The organism is Desulfofundulus thermocisternus DSM 10259, assembly GCF_000686645.1.
GTDB lineage: Bacteria > Bacillota > Desulfotomaculia > Desulfotomaculales > Desulfovirgulaceae > Desulfofundulus > Desulfofundulus australicus.
Genome location: NZ_KK365996.1, coordinates 18,747 through 37,186, shown reverse-complemented (window position 1 = coordinate 37,186; position 18,440 = coordinate 18,747). Strand labels below are relative to the sequence as shown.

The 18,440-nt window shown below is 54.4% G+C and carries 19 protein-coding genes; all 19 read right to left on the bottom strand.

Features of this window, described 5'->3' with window-relative positions; all coding sequences use genetic code 11:
- On the bottom strand, window positions 1-503 hold a 503-nt coding region (locus tag BR83_RS0114480), incomplete at its 3' end, for a GTP-binding protein (RefSeq protein WP_027357643.1).
- Window positions 504-563: 60 nt separating this feature from the next.
- Entirely contained in the window at window positions 564-2,639 is a 2,076-nt protein-coding gene (fusA, locus tag BR83_RS0114475) for an elongation factor G (protein WP_027357642.1), read from the bottom strand.
- Window positions 2,640-2,651: 12 nt separating this feature from the next.
- Window positions 2,652-3,122: a 30S ribosomal protein S7 gene (gene rpsG / locus BR83_RS0114470; RefSeq protein WP_027357641.1), complete on the bottom strand. Its 471-nt coding sequence runs from the start codon at window positions 3,120-3,122 to the stop codon at window positions 2,652-2,654.
- Between the two features lie 78 nt (window positions 3,123-3,200).
- A complete protein-coding gene (gene rpsL, locus BR83_RS0114465; protein WP_027357640.1) occupies window positions 3,201-3,575 on the bottom strand; it encodes a 30S ribosomal protein S12 in 375 nt (124 codons plus the stop codon).
- A 63-nt stretch (window positions 3,576-3,638) separates the two neighbouring features.
- A complete protein-coding gene (locus BR83_RS0114460; RefSeq protein ID WP_027357639.1) occupies window positions 3,639-3,890 on the bottom strand; it encodes a L7Ae/L30e/S12e/Gadd45 family ribosomal protein in 252 nt (83 codons plus the stop codon).
- Between the two features lie 43 nt (window positions 3,891-3,933).
- Window positions 3,934-7,443 (bottom strand): DNA-directed RNA polymerase subunit beta', encoded by a 3,510-nt coding sequence (gene rpoC, locus BR83_RS0114455; protein ID WP_027357638.1) that lies wholly within the window; start codon window positions 7,441-7,443, stop codon window positions 3,934-3,936.
- Between the two features lie 174 nt (window positions 7,444-7,617).
- Entirely contained in the window at window positions 7,618-11,076 is a 3,459-nt protein-coding gene (gene rpoB, locus BR83_RS0114450; RefSeq protein ID WP_027357637.1) for a DNA-directed RNA polymerase subunit beta, read from the bottom strand.
- Between the two features lie 233 nt (window positions 11,077-11,309).
- Window positions 11,310-11,624 carry a response regulator gene (locus tag BR83_RS16220; RefSeq protein WP_207640207.1) on the bottom strand — a complete coding sequence of 105 codons (315 nt, stop codon included), beginning with the start codon at window positions 11,622-11,624 and terminating at the stop codon, window positions 11,310-11,312.
- A 473-nt stretch (window positions 11,625-12,097) separates the two neighbouring features.
- Window positions 12,098-13,621, bottom strand: coding sequence for a transposase (locus tag BR83_RS0114440; RefSeq protein ID WP_027357636.1), 1,524 nt, complete (start codon window positions 13,619-13,621; stop codon window positions 12,098-12,100).
- A complete protein-coding gene (locus BR83_RS0114435; RefSeq protein WP_027357635.1) occupies window positions 13,590-13,904 on the bottom strand; it encodes a helix-turn-helix domain-containing protein in 315 nt (104 codons plus the stop codon). The genes BR83_RS0114440 and BR83_RS0114435 overlap by 32 nt, the downstream gene beginning before the upstream one ends.
- A 12-nt stretch (window positions 13,905-13,916) precedes the next feature.
- Window positions 13,917-14,174 (bottom strand): protein-glutamate O-methyltransferase CheR, encoded by a 258-nt coding sequence (locus BR83_RS17260; protein ID WP_027357634.1) that lies wholly within the window; start codon window positions 14,172-14,174, stop codon window positions 13,917-13,919.
- A gap of 444 nt (window positions 14,175-14,618) precedes the next feature.
- Entirely contained in the window at window positions 14,619-15,005 is a 387-nt protein-coding gene (gene rplL / locus BR83_RS0114425; RefSeq protein WP_027357633.1) for a 50S ribosomal protein L7/L12, read from the bottom strand.
- Between the two features lie 45 nt (window positions 15,006-15,050).
- On the bottom strand, window positions 15,051-15,584 hold the full coding sequence (rplJ, locus tag BR83_RS0114420; protein WP_027357632.1) for a 50S ribosomal protein L10: 534 nt from the start codon (window positions 15,582-15,584) through the stop codon (window positions 15,051-15,053).
- A 224-nt stretch (window positions 15,585-15,808) separates the two neighbouring features.
- The gene (gene rplA / locus BR83_RS0114415) at window positions 15,809-16,507 is read right to left on the bottom strand and encodes a 50S ribosomal protein L1 (protein WP_027357631.1); all 699 of its coding nucleotides are present in this window, start codon (window positions 16,505-16,507) and stop codon (window positions 15,809-15,811) included.
- Between the two features lie 55 nt (window positions 16,508-16,562).
- Window positions 16,563-16,991, bottom strand: a complete 429-nt coding sequence (rplK, locus tag BR83_RS0114410; RefSeq protein ID WP_027357630.1) for a 50S ribosomal protein L11 — start codon at window positions 16,989-16,991, stop codon at window positions 16,563-16,565.
- Between the two features lie 24 nt (window positions 16,992-17,015).
- Complete coding sequence (gene nusG, locus BR83_RS0114405; protein WP_027357629.1) at window positions 17,016-17,552, bottom strand: transcription termination/antitermination protein NusG; 537 nt, start codon at window positions 17,550-17,552, stop codon at window positions 17,016-17,018.
- Window positions 17,553-17,601: 49 nt separating this feature from the next.
- The gene (gene secE, locus BR83_RS0114400; protein WP_242839692.1) at window positions 17,602-17,922 is read right to left on the bottom strand and encodes a preprotein translocase subunit SecE; all 321 of its coding nucleotides are present in this window, start codon (window positions 17,920-17,922) and stop codon (window positions 17,602-17,604) included.
- Window positions 17,923-17,959: 37 nt separating this feature from the next.
- Window positions 17,960-18,109, bottom strand: coding sequence for a 50S ribosomal protein L33 (rpmG, locus tag BR83_RS0114395; protein WP_027357627.1), 150 nt, complete (start codon window positions 18,107-18,109; stop codon window positions 17,960-17,962).
- Between the two features lie 217 nt (window positions 18,110-18,326).
- A partial coding sequence (locus BR83_RS16880; RefSeq protein WP_456072970.1) for an EF-Tu C-terminal domain-related protein occupies window positions 18,327-18,440 on the bottom strand: 114 nt, incomplete at its 5' end.

Below are 18,440 nucleotides of genomic sequence, written 5' to 3'. Positions count from 1 at the left end.
ACGTCGTCACCGGGAAATTCATAAGTCGACAGCAACTCCCGTACTTCCATCTCCACCAGCTCTAACAGCTCCGGGTCATCCACCATGTCCGCCTTGTTCAGATACACCACAATGTACGGCACTTCCACCTGACGCGCCAGCAAAATGTGCTCCCGCGTCTGCGGCATGGGACCGTCCGCCGCCGATACCACCAGTATCGCCCCGTCCATCTGGGCCGCACCGGTGATCATGTTCTTCACGTAGTCCGCGTGACCGGGACAGTCCACGTGGGCATAGTGCCTCTTCTCTGTCTCGTATTCCACGTGAGCGGTGTTGATCGTTATGCCCCGCTCCCGCTCTTCCGGCGCATTGTCAATTTCTTCGTATTTCTTCACCTGCGCCTTACCCACCGTCGCCAGCACCGTCGTAATCGCCGCCGTCAATGTGGTCTTCCCGTGGTCCACGTGCCCAATCGTCCCTACGTTCACGTGGGGTTTCGTCCGCTCAAATTTGGCCTTGGCCATGACATTAGATCCTCCTTATCCAGCATATAGTTTTATGGGCAGGAAATGCAGGTGCGGCCTTTATCCCCGCCGCCGGGCAATAATTGCTTCAGCCATCGAGAGCGGCACTTCTTCATAATGACTGAACTGCATGGTGTAGGTGCCCCGGCCCTGGGTGCGCGAACGAAGATCCGTGGCGTAGCCGAACATTTCGGCCAGGGGGACGTAAGCATGAATAACCTGGGCGTTACCCCGCCGTTCTATCTCTTCAATACGCCCGCGACGGGCATTCAGGTCCCCAATGACGTCCCCCATATACTCCTCCATGACCACCACTTCCACCTTCATAACCGGCTCCATTAGCACCGGTTTAGCCTTCTGCGCTCCATTTTTGAAGGCTATGGAACTGGCAATCTTAAAGGCCATTTCCGAGGAGTCAACTTCATGGTAAGAACCATCGACCAGGGTTACCCGCACATCCACCACCGGGTAACCGGCCAGGACACCGTTTTCCATGGCCTCCCTGACGCCGGCATCGACAGCCGGGATGTATTCCTTGGGCACCACACCACCGACAATCTTGTTGACAAACTCGTAGCCGGCGCCCCGCTCCAGGGGTTCAATTTCCAGCACCACATGACCGTACTGGCCCCGGCCACCGGTCTGCCGTATAAATTTACCTTCAGCCCGGGCCTTTTCCCTGATGGTCTCTTTATAGGCCACCTGCGGGCGTCCTACATTGGCCCCGACCTTAAATTCGCGCGTCAGCCGGTCGACAATGATTTCCAGATGCAGTTCGCCCATACCCGAAATAATGGTCTGACCCGTTTCCGGATCCGTATGCATCTTGAAGGTAGGGTCTTCTTCCGCCAGCTTGGAAAGAGCTGCCCCCAATTTATCCTGGTCGGCCTTGGTCTTGGGCTCGATAGCCACAGAGATAACCGGCTCAGGAAAATCCATGGACTCCAGGACTATGGGGTGCTTTTCATCGCACAGGGTATCCCCGGTGGTGGTCTCCTTTAAGCCCACCGCCGCTACAATATCCCCGGCATAAGCCTCATCTATTTCCTCCCGGTGATTGGCATGCATGCGCAGAATGCGCCCGATGCGCTCCCGCCGGTTTTTGGTGGAATTGTAAACGTATGAGCCAGAAGTTACCTTGCCTGAGTATACCCGGAAAAAGGTGAGTTTACCCACGTAAGGATCGGCCATGATCTTAAAAGCCAGGGCCGAAAATGGCTCATCGTCCCTGGCCACCCGCTTATCTTCCACCCCGGTTTCGGGGTTGAGACCCCGGATGGCCGGTATGTCCGTGGGTGCCGGAAGAAAGTCGACAATGGCATCCAGAAGGGGCTGAACCCCTTTATTTTTAAACGATGAACCGCATAATACCGGGATCATTTTCACCGCCAGGGTGGCCTTGCGGATACCCCGCTTGATCTCTTCCTCGGTCAGTTCTTCGCCTTCCAAATACTTAAACATTAATTCTTCATCCGATTCGGCTACTGCCTCCAGCAGCTTCTCCCGGTACTCGGCGACCAGGTCGCGCATTTCCTCGGGAATGTCCGTCACCTTGCTGCGCGTTCCCAGGTCATCAACATAAATAATAGCTTTATTCCGGATCAGATCTACCACACCGACAAAACTGTCCTCCGCACCTATAGGCAACTGGATGGCTACCGGATTGGCACCCAGCCGCTCCCGGATCATGTTCATGCTGCGGAAAAAGTCCGCTCCTACCCGGTCCATCTTGTTGATATAGGCAATCCTGGGGACGCCATATTTATCGGCCTGGCGCCATACGGTCTCCGACTGGGGTTCCACGCCGCCCACGGAACAGAATATGGCCACGGCACCATCAAGCACCCGCAGGGAGCGTTCTACCTCCACGGTAAAGTCCACGTGTCCGGGCGTGTCAATGATGTTAATGCAACAATCCCGCCACTGGCAGCTGGTAGCAGCAGAAGTGATGGTAATACCCCGCTCCTGCTCCTGTATCATCCAGTCCATAGTGGCGGCTCCATCATGCACCTCTCCCATTTTATGCACACGGCCGGTGTAGAAAAGAATGCGTTCGGTGGTGGTGGTTTTGCCGGCATCTATGTGAGCCATTATACCGATATTGCGTGTTTTTTCCAGTGGAAATTGCCGTGCCACGTTTTCACCCCCTTACCACCGGTAATGGGCAAAGGCTTTGTTAGCTTCCGCCATCTTATGGGTATCTTCCTTCTTTTTCACCGCCCCTCCCGTATTGTTGGCGGCATCCATAATTTCCGCGGCCAGCTTTTCTTCCATGCTCTTGCCGCTGCGCTGCCGGGCATACTGGGTTATCCAGCGGATGCCCAGAGTCTGCCGCCGCTCGGGACGGACTTCCACAGGTACCTGATAGTTGGCTCCACCAACCCGGCGTGCCTTTACCTCCAGAACGGGCATAACATTTTTCATAGCCTGCTCAAAAACTTCCAGCGGATCCCTGCCCGTCTTTTCCCGGATGATGTCAAAGGCTCTATAGCATATGCGCTCGGCTATGCTCTTCTTGCCCTTGAGCATAACCTGGTTGATCAATTTGGTGACCACCTTGCTGTTGTAAATAGGGTCAGGCGGTACATCCCGCTTGGCCACCGCACCTCTCCTGGGCATTTCCTACCCCCCTTTACCAGAAAGTATAACCTTTCCTGCCGAACTTAAAACTACCGGCTGAGCCAGCCGGCGCTTAACTTACTTTTTCGGGCGCTTGGCACCATACTTGGACCGCCCCCGGTTCCGGTTCTGCACACCGGCACAATCCAGGGCACCCCTGATGATATGATAACGGACCCCGGGCAGATCCTTGACCCGGCCGCCCCGGACCAGTACCACCGAGTGCTCCTGCAGATTATGCCCGATCCCCGGAATGTAGGAGGTTACCTCAATCCCGTTGGTAAGCCTTACCCGGGCCACCTTGCGCAGGGCGGAGTTAGGCTTTTTCGGGGTTGTAGTGTAAACCCTGGTACATACCCCCCGCTTCTGCGGATTCCCCTTAAGCGCGGGAGCCGAGGACTTCTGGGTTACCTTTTCCCGGCCCTTGCGAACCAGCTGGCTGATGGTCGGCATGCCGCTACACCTCCTTCCTCCAGATTATCGGACATAATCACAGCACCCCTGTTAAAGCGGCGGTTAATCTTCAATAACCGCCGCTGAGGCACATCCCACTTCAATATGGCAGGCTCTGCCCAGCTGGGACATGGTTTCCACCTCAACCAGGGGTATGTTTTTGGCGTGACAGGCCTGGATAATGGGATCAATGACATGACGCTCCGCATTTTTGGCTACGTAAACAACCTTTGCCTGCCCTCGATTAATGGCTTTCATGGTCTGCTTGGAACCCACCATTTTTTTGCGGGCGTTGGACAGCCGGGCCAAAGGCATGAGCTCTCCCCCCATGAAATCCAGACACTCTCATATCTTAACATCAGTCACGAATGTTGTCAATATTTTCGTCAGCCGCTGCCACATCAGCAGGCACAAGATCTCCCTGCCGTTCTTCCTCCTTTTCTTCCAGCACCTGAATATTGCGGTAGCGGCTCATTCCTGTACCTGCAGGTACCAGCTTGCCGATGATCACGTTTTCCTTCAGCCCGATCAGGGGATCCACTTTCCCTTTAATGGCCGCTTCAGTTAATACCCGGGTGGTTTCCTGGAATGATGCAGCCGAAAGGAACGAATCGGTAGCCAGGGAAGCCTTGGTTATTCCCAGCAATACCGGCCGCGCCACCGCTTCTTTTCCACCTTTTTCCCGAATGCGGCGGTTTTCGTCTTCCAGTTCGAACTTGTCGATTATACCACCGGGAAGCAGCTCTGTATCGCCGGGGTCCTCCACCCTGACCTTGCGCAGCATCTGGCGGATCATCACTTCAATGTGCTTGTCGTTAATATCCACGCCCTGCAGGCGGTATACCCGCTGCACCTCGTGCAGGAGGTAGGTATAAACACCGTGCAGCCCTTTAATCTTCAAAAGGTCATGGGGGTTGATGGAGCCCTCGGTCAGCTCATCCCCGGCAGCAACCCGGTCCCCGGCATTAACTTTCAGGCGGGCACCATAGGGAACCTGGTAAGTATATTTTTCACCGCTGTCGGTGGTAATCTCCACCTCCCGGCGCCCCTTCACTTCCCGTATATCCACCACACCGTCGGCCTCGGCAATGATCGCCTGGCCTTTCGGGCGGCGAGCTTCAAAAAGTTCTTCAACTCTGGGCAGACCCTGGGTGATATCATCACCGGCCACGCCACCGGTGTGGAAGGTACGCATGGTTAACTGGGTGCCCGGCTCGCCAATGGACTGGGCGGCGATGATCCCCACGGCTTCCCCAATATCCACCATATGGCCGGTGGCCAGGTTGCGCCCGTAGCATTTCACACACACGCCGTAGCGGGTTCTACAGGTAATCACCGAGCGAATCCATACTTCTTTAATGCCCGCTTCAACGATAGCCCTGGCCTTCTCCTCGTTAATCTCCTCATCCGCCCTCACCAGCACCTCACCGGTTTCGGGATGTATGATGTCATTTAATGCCACACGGCCCACCAGGCGGTCTTCCAGCTTTTCGATTACTTCCGTACCATCTTTAATTTCCTGTACCAGAATGCCCTCCCTGGTGCCGCAGTCTTCCTCGCGAACGATCACATCCTGAGCCACGTCCACCAGGCGCCGGGTAAGATAACCCGAGTCTGCAGTACGCAGGGCCGTGTCGGCCAGGCCCTTGCGGGCACCGTGGGTGGAAATGAAGTATTCCAGTACGGCCAGCCCTTCCCGGAAGTTGGATTTAATGGGTACGGGTATAATCCGCCCCGAAGGGTCGGCCATTAGTCCCCGCATGCCGGCCAGCTGGCGAATTTGCTGGATATTACCCCGGGCCCCGGAGTTGGCCATCATATACACCGGGTTGAATTTATCAAGGACATTAAGCAGGGACCTGGTTACTTTATCGGTAGCTTCGTTCCAGATGGTGATGATCTTACGGTAACGCTCCTCTTCCGTAATCAACCCCCGGCGGTACTGGGTTTCCACCGTTTCCACCTGCTTGTCGGCCTCCGCCAGGATCTCCTTTTTCTCCGGGGGAATTATAATGTCGGAAGTGCTGATGGTAACCCCGGCCCGGGTAGCAAAGTGGAAGCCCACGGTCTTAATGCCGTCCAGCATGGTAGCCGTAGCCGAATACCCCAGCTTGCGGTAGCAATCATCCACCAGCTGTACCAGGCTCTTCTTGTCCATGACGGTATTCAGGTAGCCCAGCTCCTTGGGGACCACTTCATTGAAAATGATCCTCCCCACGGTGGTCTCCAGTCGCTCCCCGTTGGGCTGGCGCACCTGAACCCGGGCCTGCAGGCTTACGGCCCCGTTATAATAGGCCATAATTGCTTCCTCATAGTCCTTGAAAACCTTCCCCTCACCGGGTGCACCGGGTTTTTCCATGGTCAGGTAGTAACAACCCAGGACCATGTCCTGCGTGGGAATGGTCACCGGCCGGCCGTCTTTGGGGTTCAATATGTTATGCGAAGAGAGCATGAGCAACCGGGCTTCAGCCTGGGCTTCCGCCGACAGGGGTACGTGTACAGCCATCTGGTCGCCGTCAAAGTCGGCGTTATAAGCAGTGCACACCATGGGGTGGATCTGGATGGCCCGGCCTTCCACCAGGACAGGCTCAAAGGCCTGGATACCAAGCCGGTGCAGCGTGGGGGCCCGGTTTAAAAGCACCGGGTGCTCCCTGATCACCTCTTCCAGCACGTCCCATACTTCGGGGCGCACCCGTTCCACCATACGCTTGGCGCTCTTGATGTTATGGGCCAGACCCTTGTTCACCAGCTGCTTCATGACAAAGGGCTTGAAGAGCTCCAGGGCCATCTCCTTGGGCAGGCCGCACTGGTGCAGCTTCAGGGTGGGACCAACCACAATCACGGAACGGCCGGAGTAATCCACCCGCTTGCCCAGGAGGTTCTGGCGGAATCGCCCCTGCTTGCCTTTGAGCATATCGCTTAGAGATTTTAAGGGCCGGTTTCCGGGGCCGGTAACGGGACGCCCCCGGCGCCCGTTGTCAATAAGGGCATCCACCGCTTCCTGGAGCATGCGCTTTTCATTGCGCACGATTATATCGGGAGCCCCTAAATCCAGTAGCCGCTTCAAGCGGTTATTACGGTTGATAACCCGCCGGTATAAATCATTTAAATCCGAGGTGGCAAAGCGTCCCCCATCAAGCTGGACCATGGGACGGAGTTCGGGGGGGATTACCGGAATGACATCCAGAATCATCCATTCGGGCCGGTTACCGGATTTGCGAAAAGCTTCCACCACTTCCAGGCGGCGAATGGCTCTTACCCGACGTTGACCGCTAACTTCCTTGAGCTCCTGGCGCAGCTCCCGGCTCATTTCGTCCAGGTCGATTTCGGCCAGGAGTTCCTTGATCGCCTCGGCACCCATCCCCGCTTTAAAGGCATTGCCGTACTTCTCCCGGTACTCCCGGTATTCCGTTTCCGTAAGCAGCTGTTTTTTAATCAGGGGAGTATTACCCGGATCGATAACAATATATGACACAAAATAAAGAACTTTTTCCAGCGCGCGGGGCGACATGTCCAGAAGCAGGCCCATGCGGCTGGGAATACCTTTAAAGTACCAGACGTGGGACACGGGGGCAGCAAGTTCGATATGCCCCAGGCGCTCCCGGCGCACCTTCGAACGGGTAACCTCCACGCCACAGCGATCGCATACCACGCCTTTGTAGCGCACCCGTTTGTATTTACCGCAATGGCACTCCCAGTCCCTGGTGGGGCCGAAAATTCGTTCACAGAAGAGGCCGTCCCTCTCCGGCTTTAATGTCCGGTAGTTGATTGTTTCCGGCTTCTTCACCTCGCCGCTGGACCACTTGCGGATCATGTCCGAGGAAGCCAGGCCAATGCGGATGCGGTCAAAGTTATTTAAATCCAGCAAAGGATCTCTCTCCCTTCGCTAAAGATTATCGCCGGTTCCACCGGGCTGGCCAAACCGCCCTCAACAGCCGTATAAACCCTTCCGGCATGGATGCGGTGCCGCCGGCGCAAAGCGCTGAAGCAGGCCTGGACAGCACCGCAATTATACGGACCAGCTCATGCACTTATTTTCCCACTAATAATCATCCGGCTCCGTATCCTCAACATCCACATCCAGAACCTCATCGGGCAGCTCAACGGGGAAATCTTCCTCTTCTTCTTCGTAGTCATCCCGCTCCTCTTCGGCCTCCGCGTTGGAATCATAATCCTTTTCCTGCCGGGGCTCCGGGGCAGGAATATCAAGGCCGAGGTCGCGGGCAGTTTCCTGCATATCATCATCCACTTCTTTAATTTCGATTTCCTCATCATCCTCCGAGAGGACCCTTACATCCAGCGCCAGGCTTTGCAATTCTTTGATCAATACTTTGAAGGATTCGGGCACACCCGGCTCGGGTACGTTTTCCCCTTTGACTATAGCCTCATACGTCTTAACCCGGCCCACAACATCGTCGGATTTTACCGTCAGAATTTCCTGCAGCGTATAGGCTGCACCATAGGCTTCCAGCGCCCATACCTCCATCTCGCCGAAACGCTGGCCGCCAAACTGGGCCTTACCACCGAGAGGCTGCTGGGTAACCAGGGAATAGGGGCCGGTGGAGCGAGCGTGAATCTTATCGTCCACCAGGTGAGCCAGCTTGAGCATGTACAGGTAACCCACGGTGATGGGGTTGTCAAAGGGCTCACCGGTACGTCCATCGTAAAGGGTTATCTTGCCGTCCCGGGGTAACCCGGCCTTCTCCAGGAACTCCAGGATATCTTCTTCCGTAGCCCCGTTAAAGACCGGTGTGGAAACATGGTATCCCAGCACCTTGGCCGCCCAACCCAGGTGAGTCTCCAGCACCTGGCCCAGGTTCATCCGTGAGGGCACGCCCAGGGGGTTCAGCACTATTTCCACTGGAGTGCCGTCGGGGAGAAACGGCATATCTTCCTCGGGCAGGATCCGGGCAATAACCCCCTTATTTCCGTGGCGGCCGGCCATTTTATCGCCTTCGGATATCTTGCGTTTCTGAGCCACATAAACCCTGACCAGCTGGTTAACCCCCGGGGGTAGCTCATCGCCCTTTTCCCGGGAAAATACTTTCACGTCCACCACTTTCCCGGATTCGCCGTGGGGTACCCTAAGTGAGGTGTCACGTACCTCCCGGGCCTTTTCACCAAAAATGGCCCGCAGCAGGCGCTCTTCGGCAGTGAGCTCGGTTTCCCCCTTGGGCGTAACTTTGCCCACCAGAATGTCCCCGGGACGCACTTCCGCTCCCACCCGGATAATGCCCCGCTCGTCCAGGTCCTTCAAGATTTCCTCACCGACGTTGGGAATATCCCTGGTAATCTCCTCCGGGCCGAGCTTGGTATCCCGGGCATCGCACTCGTACTCCTCTATGTGTATTGAGGTAAAATAATCATCCTTAACAAGCTTCTCGCTGACCAGGATGGCGTCCTCGTAGTTGTAACCTTCCCAGGGCATGAAGGCCACCAGCACGTTACGGCCCAGGGCCAGCTCTCCCTGGTCGGTGGAGGGACCGTCGGCAATTACCTGGCCCGCCTCAACCCTGTCACCCTTATTTACAATAGGCTTTTGATTGATGCAGGTCCCCTGGTTGGAACGGGCAAATTTAATCAGTTTATAGGTATCCAGCTTACCGCTGTCGGTGCGAACCACGATTTCATTGGCCGTTACCCGTTCGACCACGCCGCTGTTTTTGGCAATAACCACCACACCTGAATCCCGGGCGGCTTTATATTCCAGCCCCGTACCCACCAGGGGTGCCTCGGCTTTTATCAGGGGTACGGCCTGGCGCTGCATGTTGGCACCCATCAACGCCCGGTTGGCATCGTCGTGCTCCAGGAAAGGAATCAGGGAAGTGGCCACGCTGAAGACCTGCTTGGGCGATACATCCATGTAATCAACCCTGTCCACGGGCACCACAATAATCTCGTGACCGTGGCGGGCGTTTACCCGATCCTCCAGAAAATAACCGTTCTCGTCCACGGGGGCATTGGCCTGGGCAATAACCAGATCTTCTTCCTCATCGGCGGTAAGGTAGACGATTTCGTCGGTGACCCTCCGCTCCTCTTTATTTACCTTGCGGTAGGGCGTTTCAATAAAGCCAAAGTGGTTAATCCGGGCATAGCAGGACAGTGAACCGATCAGGCCGATGTTGGGACCTTCCGGCGTTTCAATGGGACACATACGGCCGTAGTGGGAATGGTGTACGTCCCGCACTTCAAAACCGGCTCTTTCCCGGCTCAATCCCCCCGGCCCCAGGGCCGACAGGCGGCGCTTGTGGGTCAGCTCGGCCAGAGGATTGGTCTGATCCATAAACTGGGAGAGCTGGCTGGAGCCGAAAAATTCCTTTATGGCCGCTACCACCGGCCGGATGTTGATAAGAACCTGGGGAGTAATGACATCCACATCCTGGATGGTCATCCTCTCCCGCACCACCCGCTCCATGCGGGACAAGCCTATGCGGAACTGGTTTTGCAGCAACTCACCCACTGAACGCAGGCGCCGGTTACCCAGGTGATCAATGTCATCCACCTGGCCCTCCCCATCCATCAGGCGCAAAAGGTACTTAATGGTAGCAATGATATCCCCGGGTGTCAGTTCCCGGATAAATTCCCGGTTCTTTGGCACCTCCCGCTTCAGATAGGGGTCCCATTCCATTTGCCCCTGACCGTCATCATTAAAGCGGTAAAGAACGTCGTGCTTCAGCTTCTTCCAGATTTTATAGCGACCCACGTTGGCCAGGTCATAACGCTTGGGATCAAAAAACAGTGAATGAAGCAGAGAGCGGGCGCTCTCCACCGTGGGGGGCTCTCCGGGCCGCAACCGCTTGTAAATTTCTACCAGGGCTTCCTCTTCCGAATCGGTATTGTCTCTGGTCAGGGTTTCCTGTATATACTTGTTACCTTCAAACAGGTCGATAATCATTACATTGGAGCTGTATCCCAGGGCCCGAACCAGCACAGTAACCGGGATTTTACGGGTACGGTCAACGCGTACGAAAACATGGTCGTTTACGTCGGTTTCAAATTCCAGCCACGCCCCCCGGTTGGGGATAATGGTGGCGGTATAAATTTTCTTGCCACTGGGATCGAGCTGTTCGGCAAAGTAAACCCCGGGTGAACGCACCAGCTGGCTGACAATCACCCGCTCGGCACCGTTGATGATAAAAGTACCCTTTTCGGTCATGAGGGGGAAATCCCCCATGAAAACTTCCTGTTCTTTTACCTCTCCCGTTTCTTTATTTATCAGGCGAACCTTTACCCTTAAGGGCGCCGCGTAGGTGACATCACGCTCCTTGCATTCCTCGACGGAATACTTGGGTTCACCAAGGGTATAGTCCAGGAACTCAAGGACCAGATTCCCGGTGAAATCCTGGATTGGTGAAACATCATGAAAAACCTCGCGCAATCCCTCCCTCAAAAACCAGTCATAGGAATTGCGCTGCACTTCGATTAAATTGGGCAATCCCAGAACTTCCCGGAACTTGGCAAAACTCCACCTGGTTCTCTTCCCGGCGCTTGCAGTATCCATTGAGAGCTTCACACCCCCCAAAATTAAAAAACAACGAAAAGCAAGGTTTTCCCCCGTGTTGAAAACCTCGCTTTCCTGCGCAACATAAAAAGCTATGCCTGGTTATTATTTCCGCAAAGAAAATTATTCATACATACCGGATACGGAATTAAAATCCGGTCCCCGTTCCGCACACATTTGCATGGACGTTTAGACATGATAGCATATTCCAACTGGGTTGTCAAGGGCTGGTTTTAAAGAGAGGGCTTATCATCCCGGTCATTTTTCTCAACAAATTTTTTAATCCGGGATAGAAAATCATGGACACGAACTGGTTTGCTGATATAATCATCACACCCGGCTGCCAGGGCCTTCTCCGCATCTCCCTTCATGGCATAGGCTGTCACAGCCAGAACAGGAATATCCCGCGTGGCAGGATCTCCCTTCAACAGCCTGGCGACCTGCAACCCGTCCATTCCGGGCAGCTCAATATCCAGGAGAATTAAATCGGGTTTTTCCTGGCGTACCATTTCCAGACCGTTCCTAAGCACGTGGACATACGTACCCAAGCATGATAAACTCATGCTCCGGCCAAAATTTTACTGCAATCAGGCTGTTTTTGACCGACGCAGGGCGAACGGTGCTCCCTGCGGTTCGCGCCGGGGAATTCCACCCCGGATGGCGGAGCCGGAACATCCGCGCTGTACCAGTTCGCACCGGCACAGGCTTCATTGCTCCAATCACAGTCAGGGCCATGCGTCATCAGGCAACCCGGCACTCAACACCCAGGTTAAGTTAATACCTCTGGAAGCTGAGTGTTACAATGGGTGTTGAGTGCTGGGCCACCCTCAGCCGGTGCCTGAAAGGATAGGGAGGTCAATGTCCATGGATTCCTTCCCGCTCCCCTGCCCTGTTAGGGCCGCTCACAGTCTTGCGCCGGCCTGGCCGGACTTCATCAGGGAGTGGTACGTGGTCCCGGGCATCCTTGCAGGTCCCCGGGAAGCGTTGCCGCTGCCCTCCACCTGCCAGACCGGCGCAGAAACTAAAACCTGTCTGCGTAAAGAAGCGCTATCCTGTCGCTGAAATGCGTCTTCTCCAGGCTATTGGATACTCTCAACCAGTAATTGCGCCTGGAAGTCCTCTTCCTTTCGGGTAGTTTCAACACGGAGCTTTTTGTCGCTTTTTCCAGCTTAAATCCCAGGCCGCGCCGGGCAATGACGCAGGCCGCTGAACCGTGGGAGGACAGGCCGTAACGAACCATGAATTTAAGCTGACCAATGACTGATGTGGCGAAGGGATCAACGTTTTTCCCATCAGGCTTCAGGAGTTCCACCCCTTCCCGGAGGGTACAGGATTCCACCATCATACGGAATTGCCTGTAAGTCAAGCCGGAGAGCATCCTGGCACGTTTTGTACCTGACTCCCGCAGGGCCTGTTTCTTTTTAGCGAAGTCCAGGTCCTCGATGGCTATGGGTTTCCCTCTTTCCTTCGCGTACAGAACCGCTTTTTTGACTGCCTCGCCCAAAGCAGCTTTTACCTGGTTTTTACTCCTGTCACGCATCGGAACCGGGATTTCGAATTCGTTTAAAGGATTGCCGAAGCGGTCAATGTCGCCCACCCGGAGGAAGCCGTCGTTTAAGTCAATACCCACGGCTCCATTCCATCTGCTGGTCCGCAGCGGCGAAGCTTCCAACTCCGTCGTCGCATGTACGTACCAGCTATCTCCCCTGCGGAGAAAACGGTAGGATATAGCCGCTGTGCATTCCTTCCTGCCTTTGACAATTCTTCTAACGGTCCTGGCCCTGTCCAGGTGTTCCTGGCCGTAGGGAAAAACGATGCCGGTCAGCTCGATGTATCTGCCGAATTGCCGGGTGAACTCATCGGCTACCCGAATCCTCAAGGTGTTGTCCCGGAAGTACGTGCAGGTCTGGTTGCCGCAAGTCTCGTCCTTTGAACCAAGAATAAAAAAGCTGGAGGAACGCGCTTTTCTCCAGGCAGTGAGCCATTCCTGATGATCTTTAAATCCGTTCGCCTCCAGGTTGTGCTGGGCCTTGAAGAGCTTGCGGGTGCCAAAACAGATACGCACACAGCCCCGCGCCATGTCTTTACGCAGGTTCTCCAGTCTCTGCCGGAGGTTCCGCAGCCTCCTCTTTTTCTGGTGAATGAAAAACTTGATTCCCTTTAACCGGTCGATTTTCTTCTGCCACTTCTCCGTGCGGGGCTGGAGTTTCTTGAGTGACTTTATAATTTTATCCCGTTTTTCTTCTTTTTCCTTAATCGCCTTCTCCGTTGAGCCAATGCGGCCCGGGAGGTCGTGTTCCTGGTATTTCTGGATTTCTTCGAGCGACTTGATTTTTCCGGAAAGGCTGTTGTTCAGAGAATTGAACTGCCGGGCGGTTATCCAGTGCTCCTTTATGTAACGTCTTTTCAGGTCATTGAGCGGGATACCGCGAATGTACCGATCGACGTAGAGCTTCCTTTCCAGGCGGCCAAAGTATTCGCCCATGGCGTCGAAATACGGGTAAGGTGTCCTGTCATTTATTCTCGTCTGGTAGGTAACCAGCATTTACGATTACCTCCCGTATTTTTGAAGCAACCTCTTCTTTTTTCCTGCTTCTGATACCGTAGAGTTTTCCGGAAGAAACCCGGGCATAAATGGCCAACACCCGACCGGCAGACACCGGTTCCTTTTCCCCAAGCAGCCTTTTGATCTCAGATTCGGGCACCCTCCTTCTGCCGCCAGGAGTACGAACAGTCTTTATTTTGCCCGCTTTATCCCAGCGCTGGAGTGTTTTTAAGGAAACCCCCAGGATCTTTATTGCTTCGTGCATCGGGTAGAGCTTTTCCATAGTGGGTATATTTTACCACGTATTTCTTTCTATGTTGGTTAAGGAGTTAATCAGCCGGTCATATTCCTCCGGCCGGGATTTCAGAAGGTTCAAATACTCCCGGCAGGTGGTGCAACCGGTAGCCGCCAGGCGACGGCTCAAACGCCGCTGGACGGTAGAGGACCGGTAACCCCTTAAATCCACCCCCCGGGCTAAATAAAGTTGTTCCAGCACATCCCCGGGAAAAGGGTCATCCCGAAAACCGGTTGCCGTTCCCTCACTATCAGTCATTCCGCAGACACCTTTCCTTTGGAAAGGACAGAATGAAGACATTCTCGCCATATGTCCTGGTTTTACAGCAGGAGCGACCCGGAGTGAGCGCTGTCGGGCCAGACCATGCCGCGAACAGGATGTTTGCAGAAGCCACCTGAACACAGGAGATGTGAATGTGGCCGCTACCCGCCGGACCCGGGCCGGGGCCTTAAGGCCTGCCCAGAGAAACGACCGGGAACGACGAGTAAAACCAGGGCACACCCCGGGGGCACTTTGTCGCCAGCCTGACATTTTCTTTTGGAAAGGAGTATAGATCGTGAAAATTTATGCGTCAATGTAACATTTGCCATAACGGAAGAATCTTAGCAAATTAACATGGTACAGGGGCAAAGATTGCGTTTAAAATAAACGGGCCACACCACCTCCAGGCAGTGTGACCCGTAATACTGGCCTGCGGTGAATTTACTTGATTTCCACCGTAGCGCCCTGCTCTTCCAGTTTGGCCTTGATGGCCTCGGCTTCTTCTTTGCTTACCTTTTCCTTAATGGGCTTGGGAACATTATCTACCACTTCCTTGGCTTCCTTCAAGCCGAGGCCGGTAATTTCCCGTACCACTTTGATAACGTTGATCTTCTTATCACCCACAGCGGTGAGAATGACATCAAACTCGGTTTGCTCCTCCTCGGCTGCCGGCGCAGCAGCGGGGCCTGCAGCAGCCGGGGCAGCGGCCACGGCCACAGGAGCAGCAGCGCTTACGCCAAATTCCTCTTCAAACTTTTTGACCAGCTCGGCCAGCTCCAGTACGGTCAATCCCTTTACAGCTTCGAGAATTTCATTAACCTTGGACATTAACTCTGACCTCCTTGATATATCTTGCGTTCAATGGCAATTTTCTCAAGTAGTTGCCTCCCCGGCCTTCTGCCTGCGTACAGCATCCAGCACATAAACCAGGTTGCGCAGGAGACCCTGCAGGGAGCAGGCAAAACCATACAGGGGAGCCTTCATACCACCGGCCACCTTGGCCAGCAGGACCTCCCGGGAGGGCAGGTCGGCCAGGCGGCGAACAGCCTCCACATCAATGACCTTACCTTCCAGAATCCCGGCCTTTATTTCCAGCTGTTTAAATTCACGGGCCAGCTCGGACAGGACCTTGGCCGGAGCCACAGGATCCTCGTAACCAAAGGCAATGGCCGTAGGCCCTTCCAGGTAGGGCTCCAGTCCTTCCAAACCCGCTTCTTTCGCCGCCAGGCGGGTCAGGGTATTTTTAGCCACCTTCAGCTCACTGCCCGACTCCCTGAGGCGCCGGCGAACCCTGGTCATGGACGTAACATCCAGCCCGCGAAAATCAGTAAGAACAGCGGCTTTGCTTTTCCGGAACTTTTCCGTCAGGTCAGCCAGTATGGCCTGTTTTTCTTCCCTGGTAGGCATAAAATCCGGTTACACCCCCTTTCCGTTGTTCAAGAACCAAAATGGGCGGGCACCTGCAGCAAAAGACACAGGGCCCGCCCATAGAAGGGCAGCAGCTTATTCAAAACCCCGGCCTCGGTTGGCGGCAGATGCCATTAAGTACAGGACACCAACTGTCTACAGCTAGGTGCGGTTATGAAGTTTTTAAGTACATGTCCGTTGAATCGCATTGGTGCCGCGTTGCCTCAGGCGGTTATCTTCAGGTGATTCACCTTAACCCCCGGCCCCATGGTGGAAGAGACGGTAATACCCTTAATGTACTGGCCTTTGGTGGTGGCCGGTTTAACCCGGATCAGCTGTTCCACCAGGGTGCGCAGGTTCTCGGTCAGTTTTTCCACGTCAAAGGATACCTTTCCTATAGGAGCATGGATTATACCGGCCTTATCTACCCGGTATTCTATCTTACCTGCTTTTACTTCTTTAACTGCCTGGGCTACATCAAAGGTAACCGTACCGGTCTTGGGGTTGGGCATCAGTCCCCGCGGGCCCAGAATCCGGCCCAGGCGGCCAACCAGGCTCATCATGTCGGGAGTGGCAATGGCTACGTCAAAACCCAGCCATCCTTCCTGCTGGATCTTGGCCACCATATCTTCCGCCCCAACAAAATCCGCACCGGCTTCCTCGGCCTCCTTAGCCTTTTCCCCTTTGGCAAAAACCAGTACAGTCCTTGTCTTACCGGTTCCATGGGGCAGGACCACCGCTCCCCGCACCTGCTGGTCCGCATGCCGGGGGTCCACGCCCAGTTTTACAGCTACCTCTACGGTTTCGTCAAATTTAGCCGAAGCCATCTCCTTCACCAGAGCCAGGGCCTCGGCAGGATCGTACAGCTTTGTACGGTCCACTTTCTTGGCTGCCTCCAGGTATTTCTTGCCATGTCGCGGCATCTTCTCAACCTCCTTTGTGGTCCTGGCGGAATATTTCCTCCCACTGCCGTGCAGCCTACCCCTCAACAACTTCGATGCCCATGCTGCGGGCAGTTCCCATAATCATGCGCATGGCAGCTTCAATATCGTTGGCATTGAGGTCCTGCATCTTTGTTTCGGCAATCTCCCGTACTTTAGACAGGGGGATCTTGGCCACCTTCTTCCGGTTGGGTTCACCGGAAGCGGTTTCTATACCGCAGGCCTTTTTCAACAGCACCGCAGCCGGCGGTGTCTTACAGATAAAGGTGAAGCTGCGATCCTCATAAACGGTTATTTCCACCGGAATAATCAGGCCAGCCTGCGCAGCCGTGCGCTCGTTAAATTCCTTAACAAAGGCCATAATATTCACCCCGTGCTGGCCCAGAGCCGGACCAACCGGCGGTGCCGGGGTGGCTTTTCCTGCAGGAACCTGTAGCTTGACTACTGCCGCCACTCTTTTTGCCATATATCATGAACACCTCCTTGCCGCCTATATCTTCTCCACCTGGGAAAAATCCAGCTCCACGGGAGTTTCCCGCCCAAACATGGAGATCATTACCTTTAATTTTCCCTTGTCGGGATCGATTTCTTCAATAATACCTTCAAAATTTTCAAAGGGACCGGAAGTAACCCGCACACGCTCATTAACATTTAAATCAACGCGCGGGCGCGGGGTCTCGGATAAAGTCTTCCCAATTATCTGCATGGCCTCTTCATCGGTCAGGGGGATGGGTCTGGAACCGGAACCAACAAACCCGGTAACGCCGGGAGTATTGCGCACCACATACCAGGAATCATCGGTCATGATCATTTCCACCAGCACATAACCGGGGTAGATCTTTTTCTTGACTATTTTTTTCTTGCCGTCCTTTATCTCCACCTCGTCCTCCATGGGTACGAGGATGCGAAATATTTTATCCTCCATGTTCATGGACTCGATCCGCTTTTCCAGGTTCGCCTTTACTTTATTTTCATACCCCGAGTAGGTATGAATAACGTACCAGTGTTTTTCACCCTTTTCACCCATAAATACAAGGGACCTCAAGAAAACTTAAGGCCCCCCACCCCCTTGGCCCTTATTTAATGATCAATTCCAGCAATCGGCTCAGCAGCGAATCGAAGATCCAGATCAGGATGCCAACGATGGTGACGGCCACCAGCACCACACTCGTATAAATAACTACCTCCCGCCGGTTAGGCCAGTGAACCTTTTTCAGTTCGCTGTAAACCCCGCGAAAATAGCTCCTCACCTGTTCTACGCGGTTCACCTTTTCCTTTTTCACCGGAAGCCGTTTTTCAGGCTTTTTTACTGCCCTGGCCCCATCGCGAACCGCCACTTCGTTCCGGGAACCATCCCTTTTGATTAATCCTTTCAACGGTGTCATGTTCAGCCACATCCTCAATCCTCATTACCTGACTGCCACGGCGGGAAAGTTAACGGGTTTCTTTATGCAGGGTATGGGTATGACAGAACTTGCAGTACTTTTTCAACTCAATCCGGTTGGGGTCATTTTTCTTATTCTTTGTGGTAGTATAATTCCGACGCTTGCATTCCGTGCAGGCCAGAGTAACACTAACCCGCATCGTGGCCACCTCCTAAAATAAAAAACACTTACCCATATACCTGGAATTAACCTTATCCACTGTAACATAATTCCCCGGTGATGTCAATAGTGGCCCCTGCTCCGGTGCACCCATAATATCTCCAGGTAACAATTTTAACCATGGTTCTTATAAGCTAAACCATAAGCGATGAAGAAGGAATTGGCTGGCAATTCCTTCTTCATCTGCCCTGCTGAAATTACTCCACAATCTGGGTGACCACGCCGGCTCCGACGGTGCGGCCGCCTTCCCGGATGGCAAAGCGCAGCCCTTCTTCAATGGCAATGGGGGTAATCAGCTTGATCTCCAGCTG

Bases quoted from the DNA above. Each gene is read 5' to 3' on its own strand.
- rpoB (WP_027357637.1), bottom strand. From the start codon at position 11,076: ATGGATACTGCAAGCGCCGGGAAGAGAACCAGGTGGAGTTTTGCCAAG.
- rplL (WP_027357633.1), bottom strand. From the start codon at position 15,005: ATGTCCAAGGTTAATGAAATTCTCGAAGCTGTAAAGGGATTGACCGTA.
- nusG (WP_027357629.1), bottom strand. From the start codon at position 17,552: ATGGGTGAAAAGGGTGAAAAACACTGGTACGTTATTCATACCTACTCG.
- rplA (WP_027357631.1), bottom strand. From the start codon at position 16,507: ATGCCGCGACATGGCAAGAAATACCTGGAGGCAGCCAAGAAAGTGGAC.
- BR83_RS0114435 (WP_027357635.1), bottom strand. From the start codon at position 13,904: ATGGAAAAGCTCTACCCGATGCACGAAGCAATAAAGATCCTGGGGGTT.
- BR83_RS0114440 (WP_027357636.1), bottom strand. From the start codon at position 13,621: ATGCTGGTTACCTACCAGACGAGAATAAATGACAGGACACCTTACCCG.
- rplK (WP_027357630.1), bottom strand. From the start codon at position 16,991: ATGGCAAAAAGAGTGGCGGCAGTAGTCAAGCTACAGGTTCCTGCAGGA.
- rpmG (WP_027357627.1), bottom strand. From the start codon at position 18,109: ATGCGGGTTAGTGTTACTCTGGCCTGCACGGAATGCAAGCGTCGGAAT.
- BR83_RS17260 (WP_027357634.1), bottom strand. From the start codon at position 14,174: ATGACTGATAGTGAGGGAACGGCAACCGGTTTTCGGGATGACCCTTTT.
- BR83_RS0114460 (WP_027357639.1), bottom strand. From the start codon at position 3,890: ATGCCTTTGGCCCGGCTGTCCAACGCCCGCAAAAAAATGGTGGGTTCC.
- secE (WP_242839692.1), bottom strand. From the start codon at position 17,922: ATGTGGCTGAACATGACACCGTTGAAAGGATTAATCAAAAGGGATGGT.
- rpsG (WP_027357641.1), bottom strand. From the start codon at position 3,122: ATGCCCAGGAGAGGTGCGGTGGCCAAGCGGGATGTACCGCCTGACCCT.
- rplJ (WP_027357632.1), bottom strand. From the start codon at position 15,584: ATGCCTACCAGGGAAGAAAAACAGGCCATACTGGCTGACCTGACGGAA.
- rpsL (WP_027357640.1), bottom strand. From the start codon at position 3,575: ATGCCGACCATCAGCCAGCTGGTTCGCAAGGGCCGGGAAAAGGTAACC.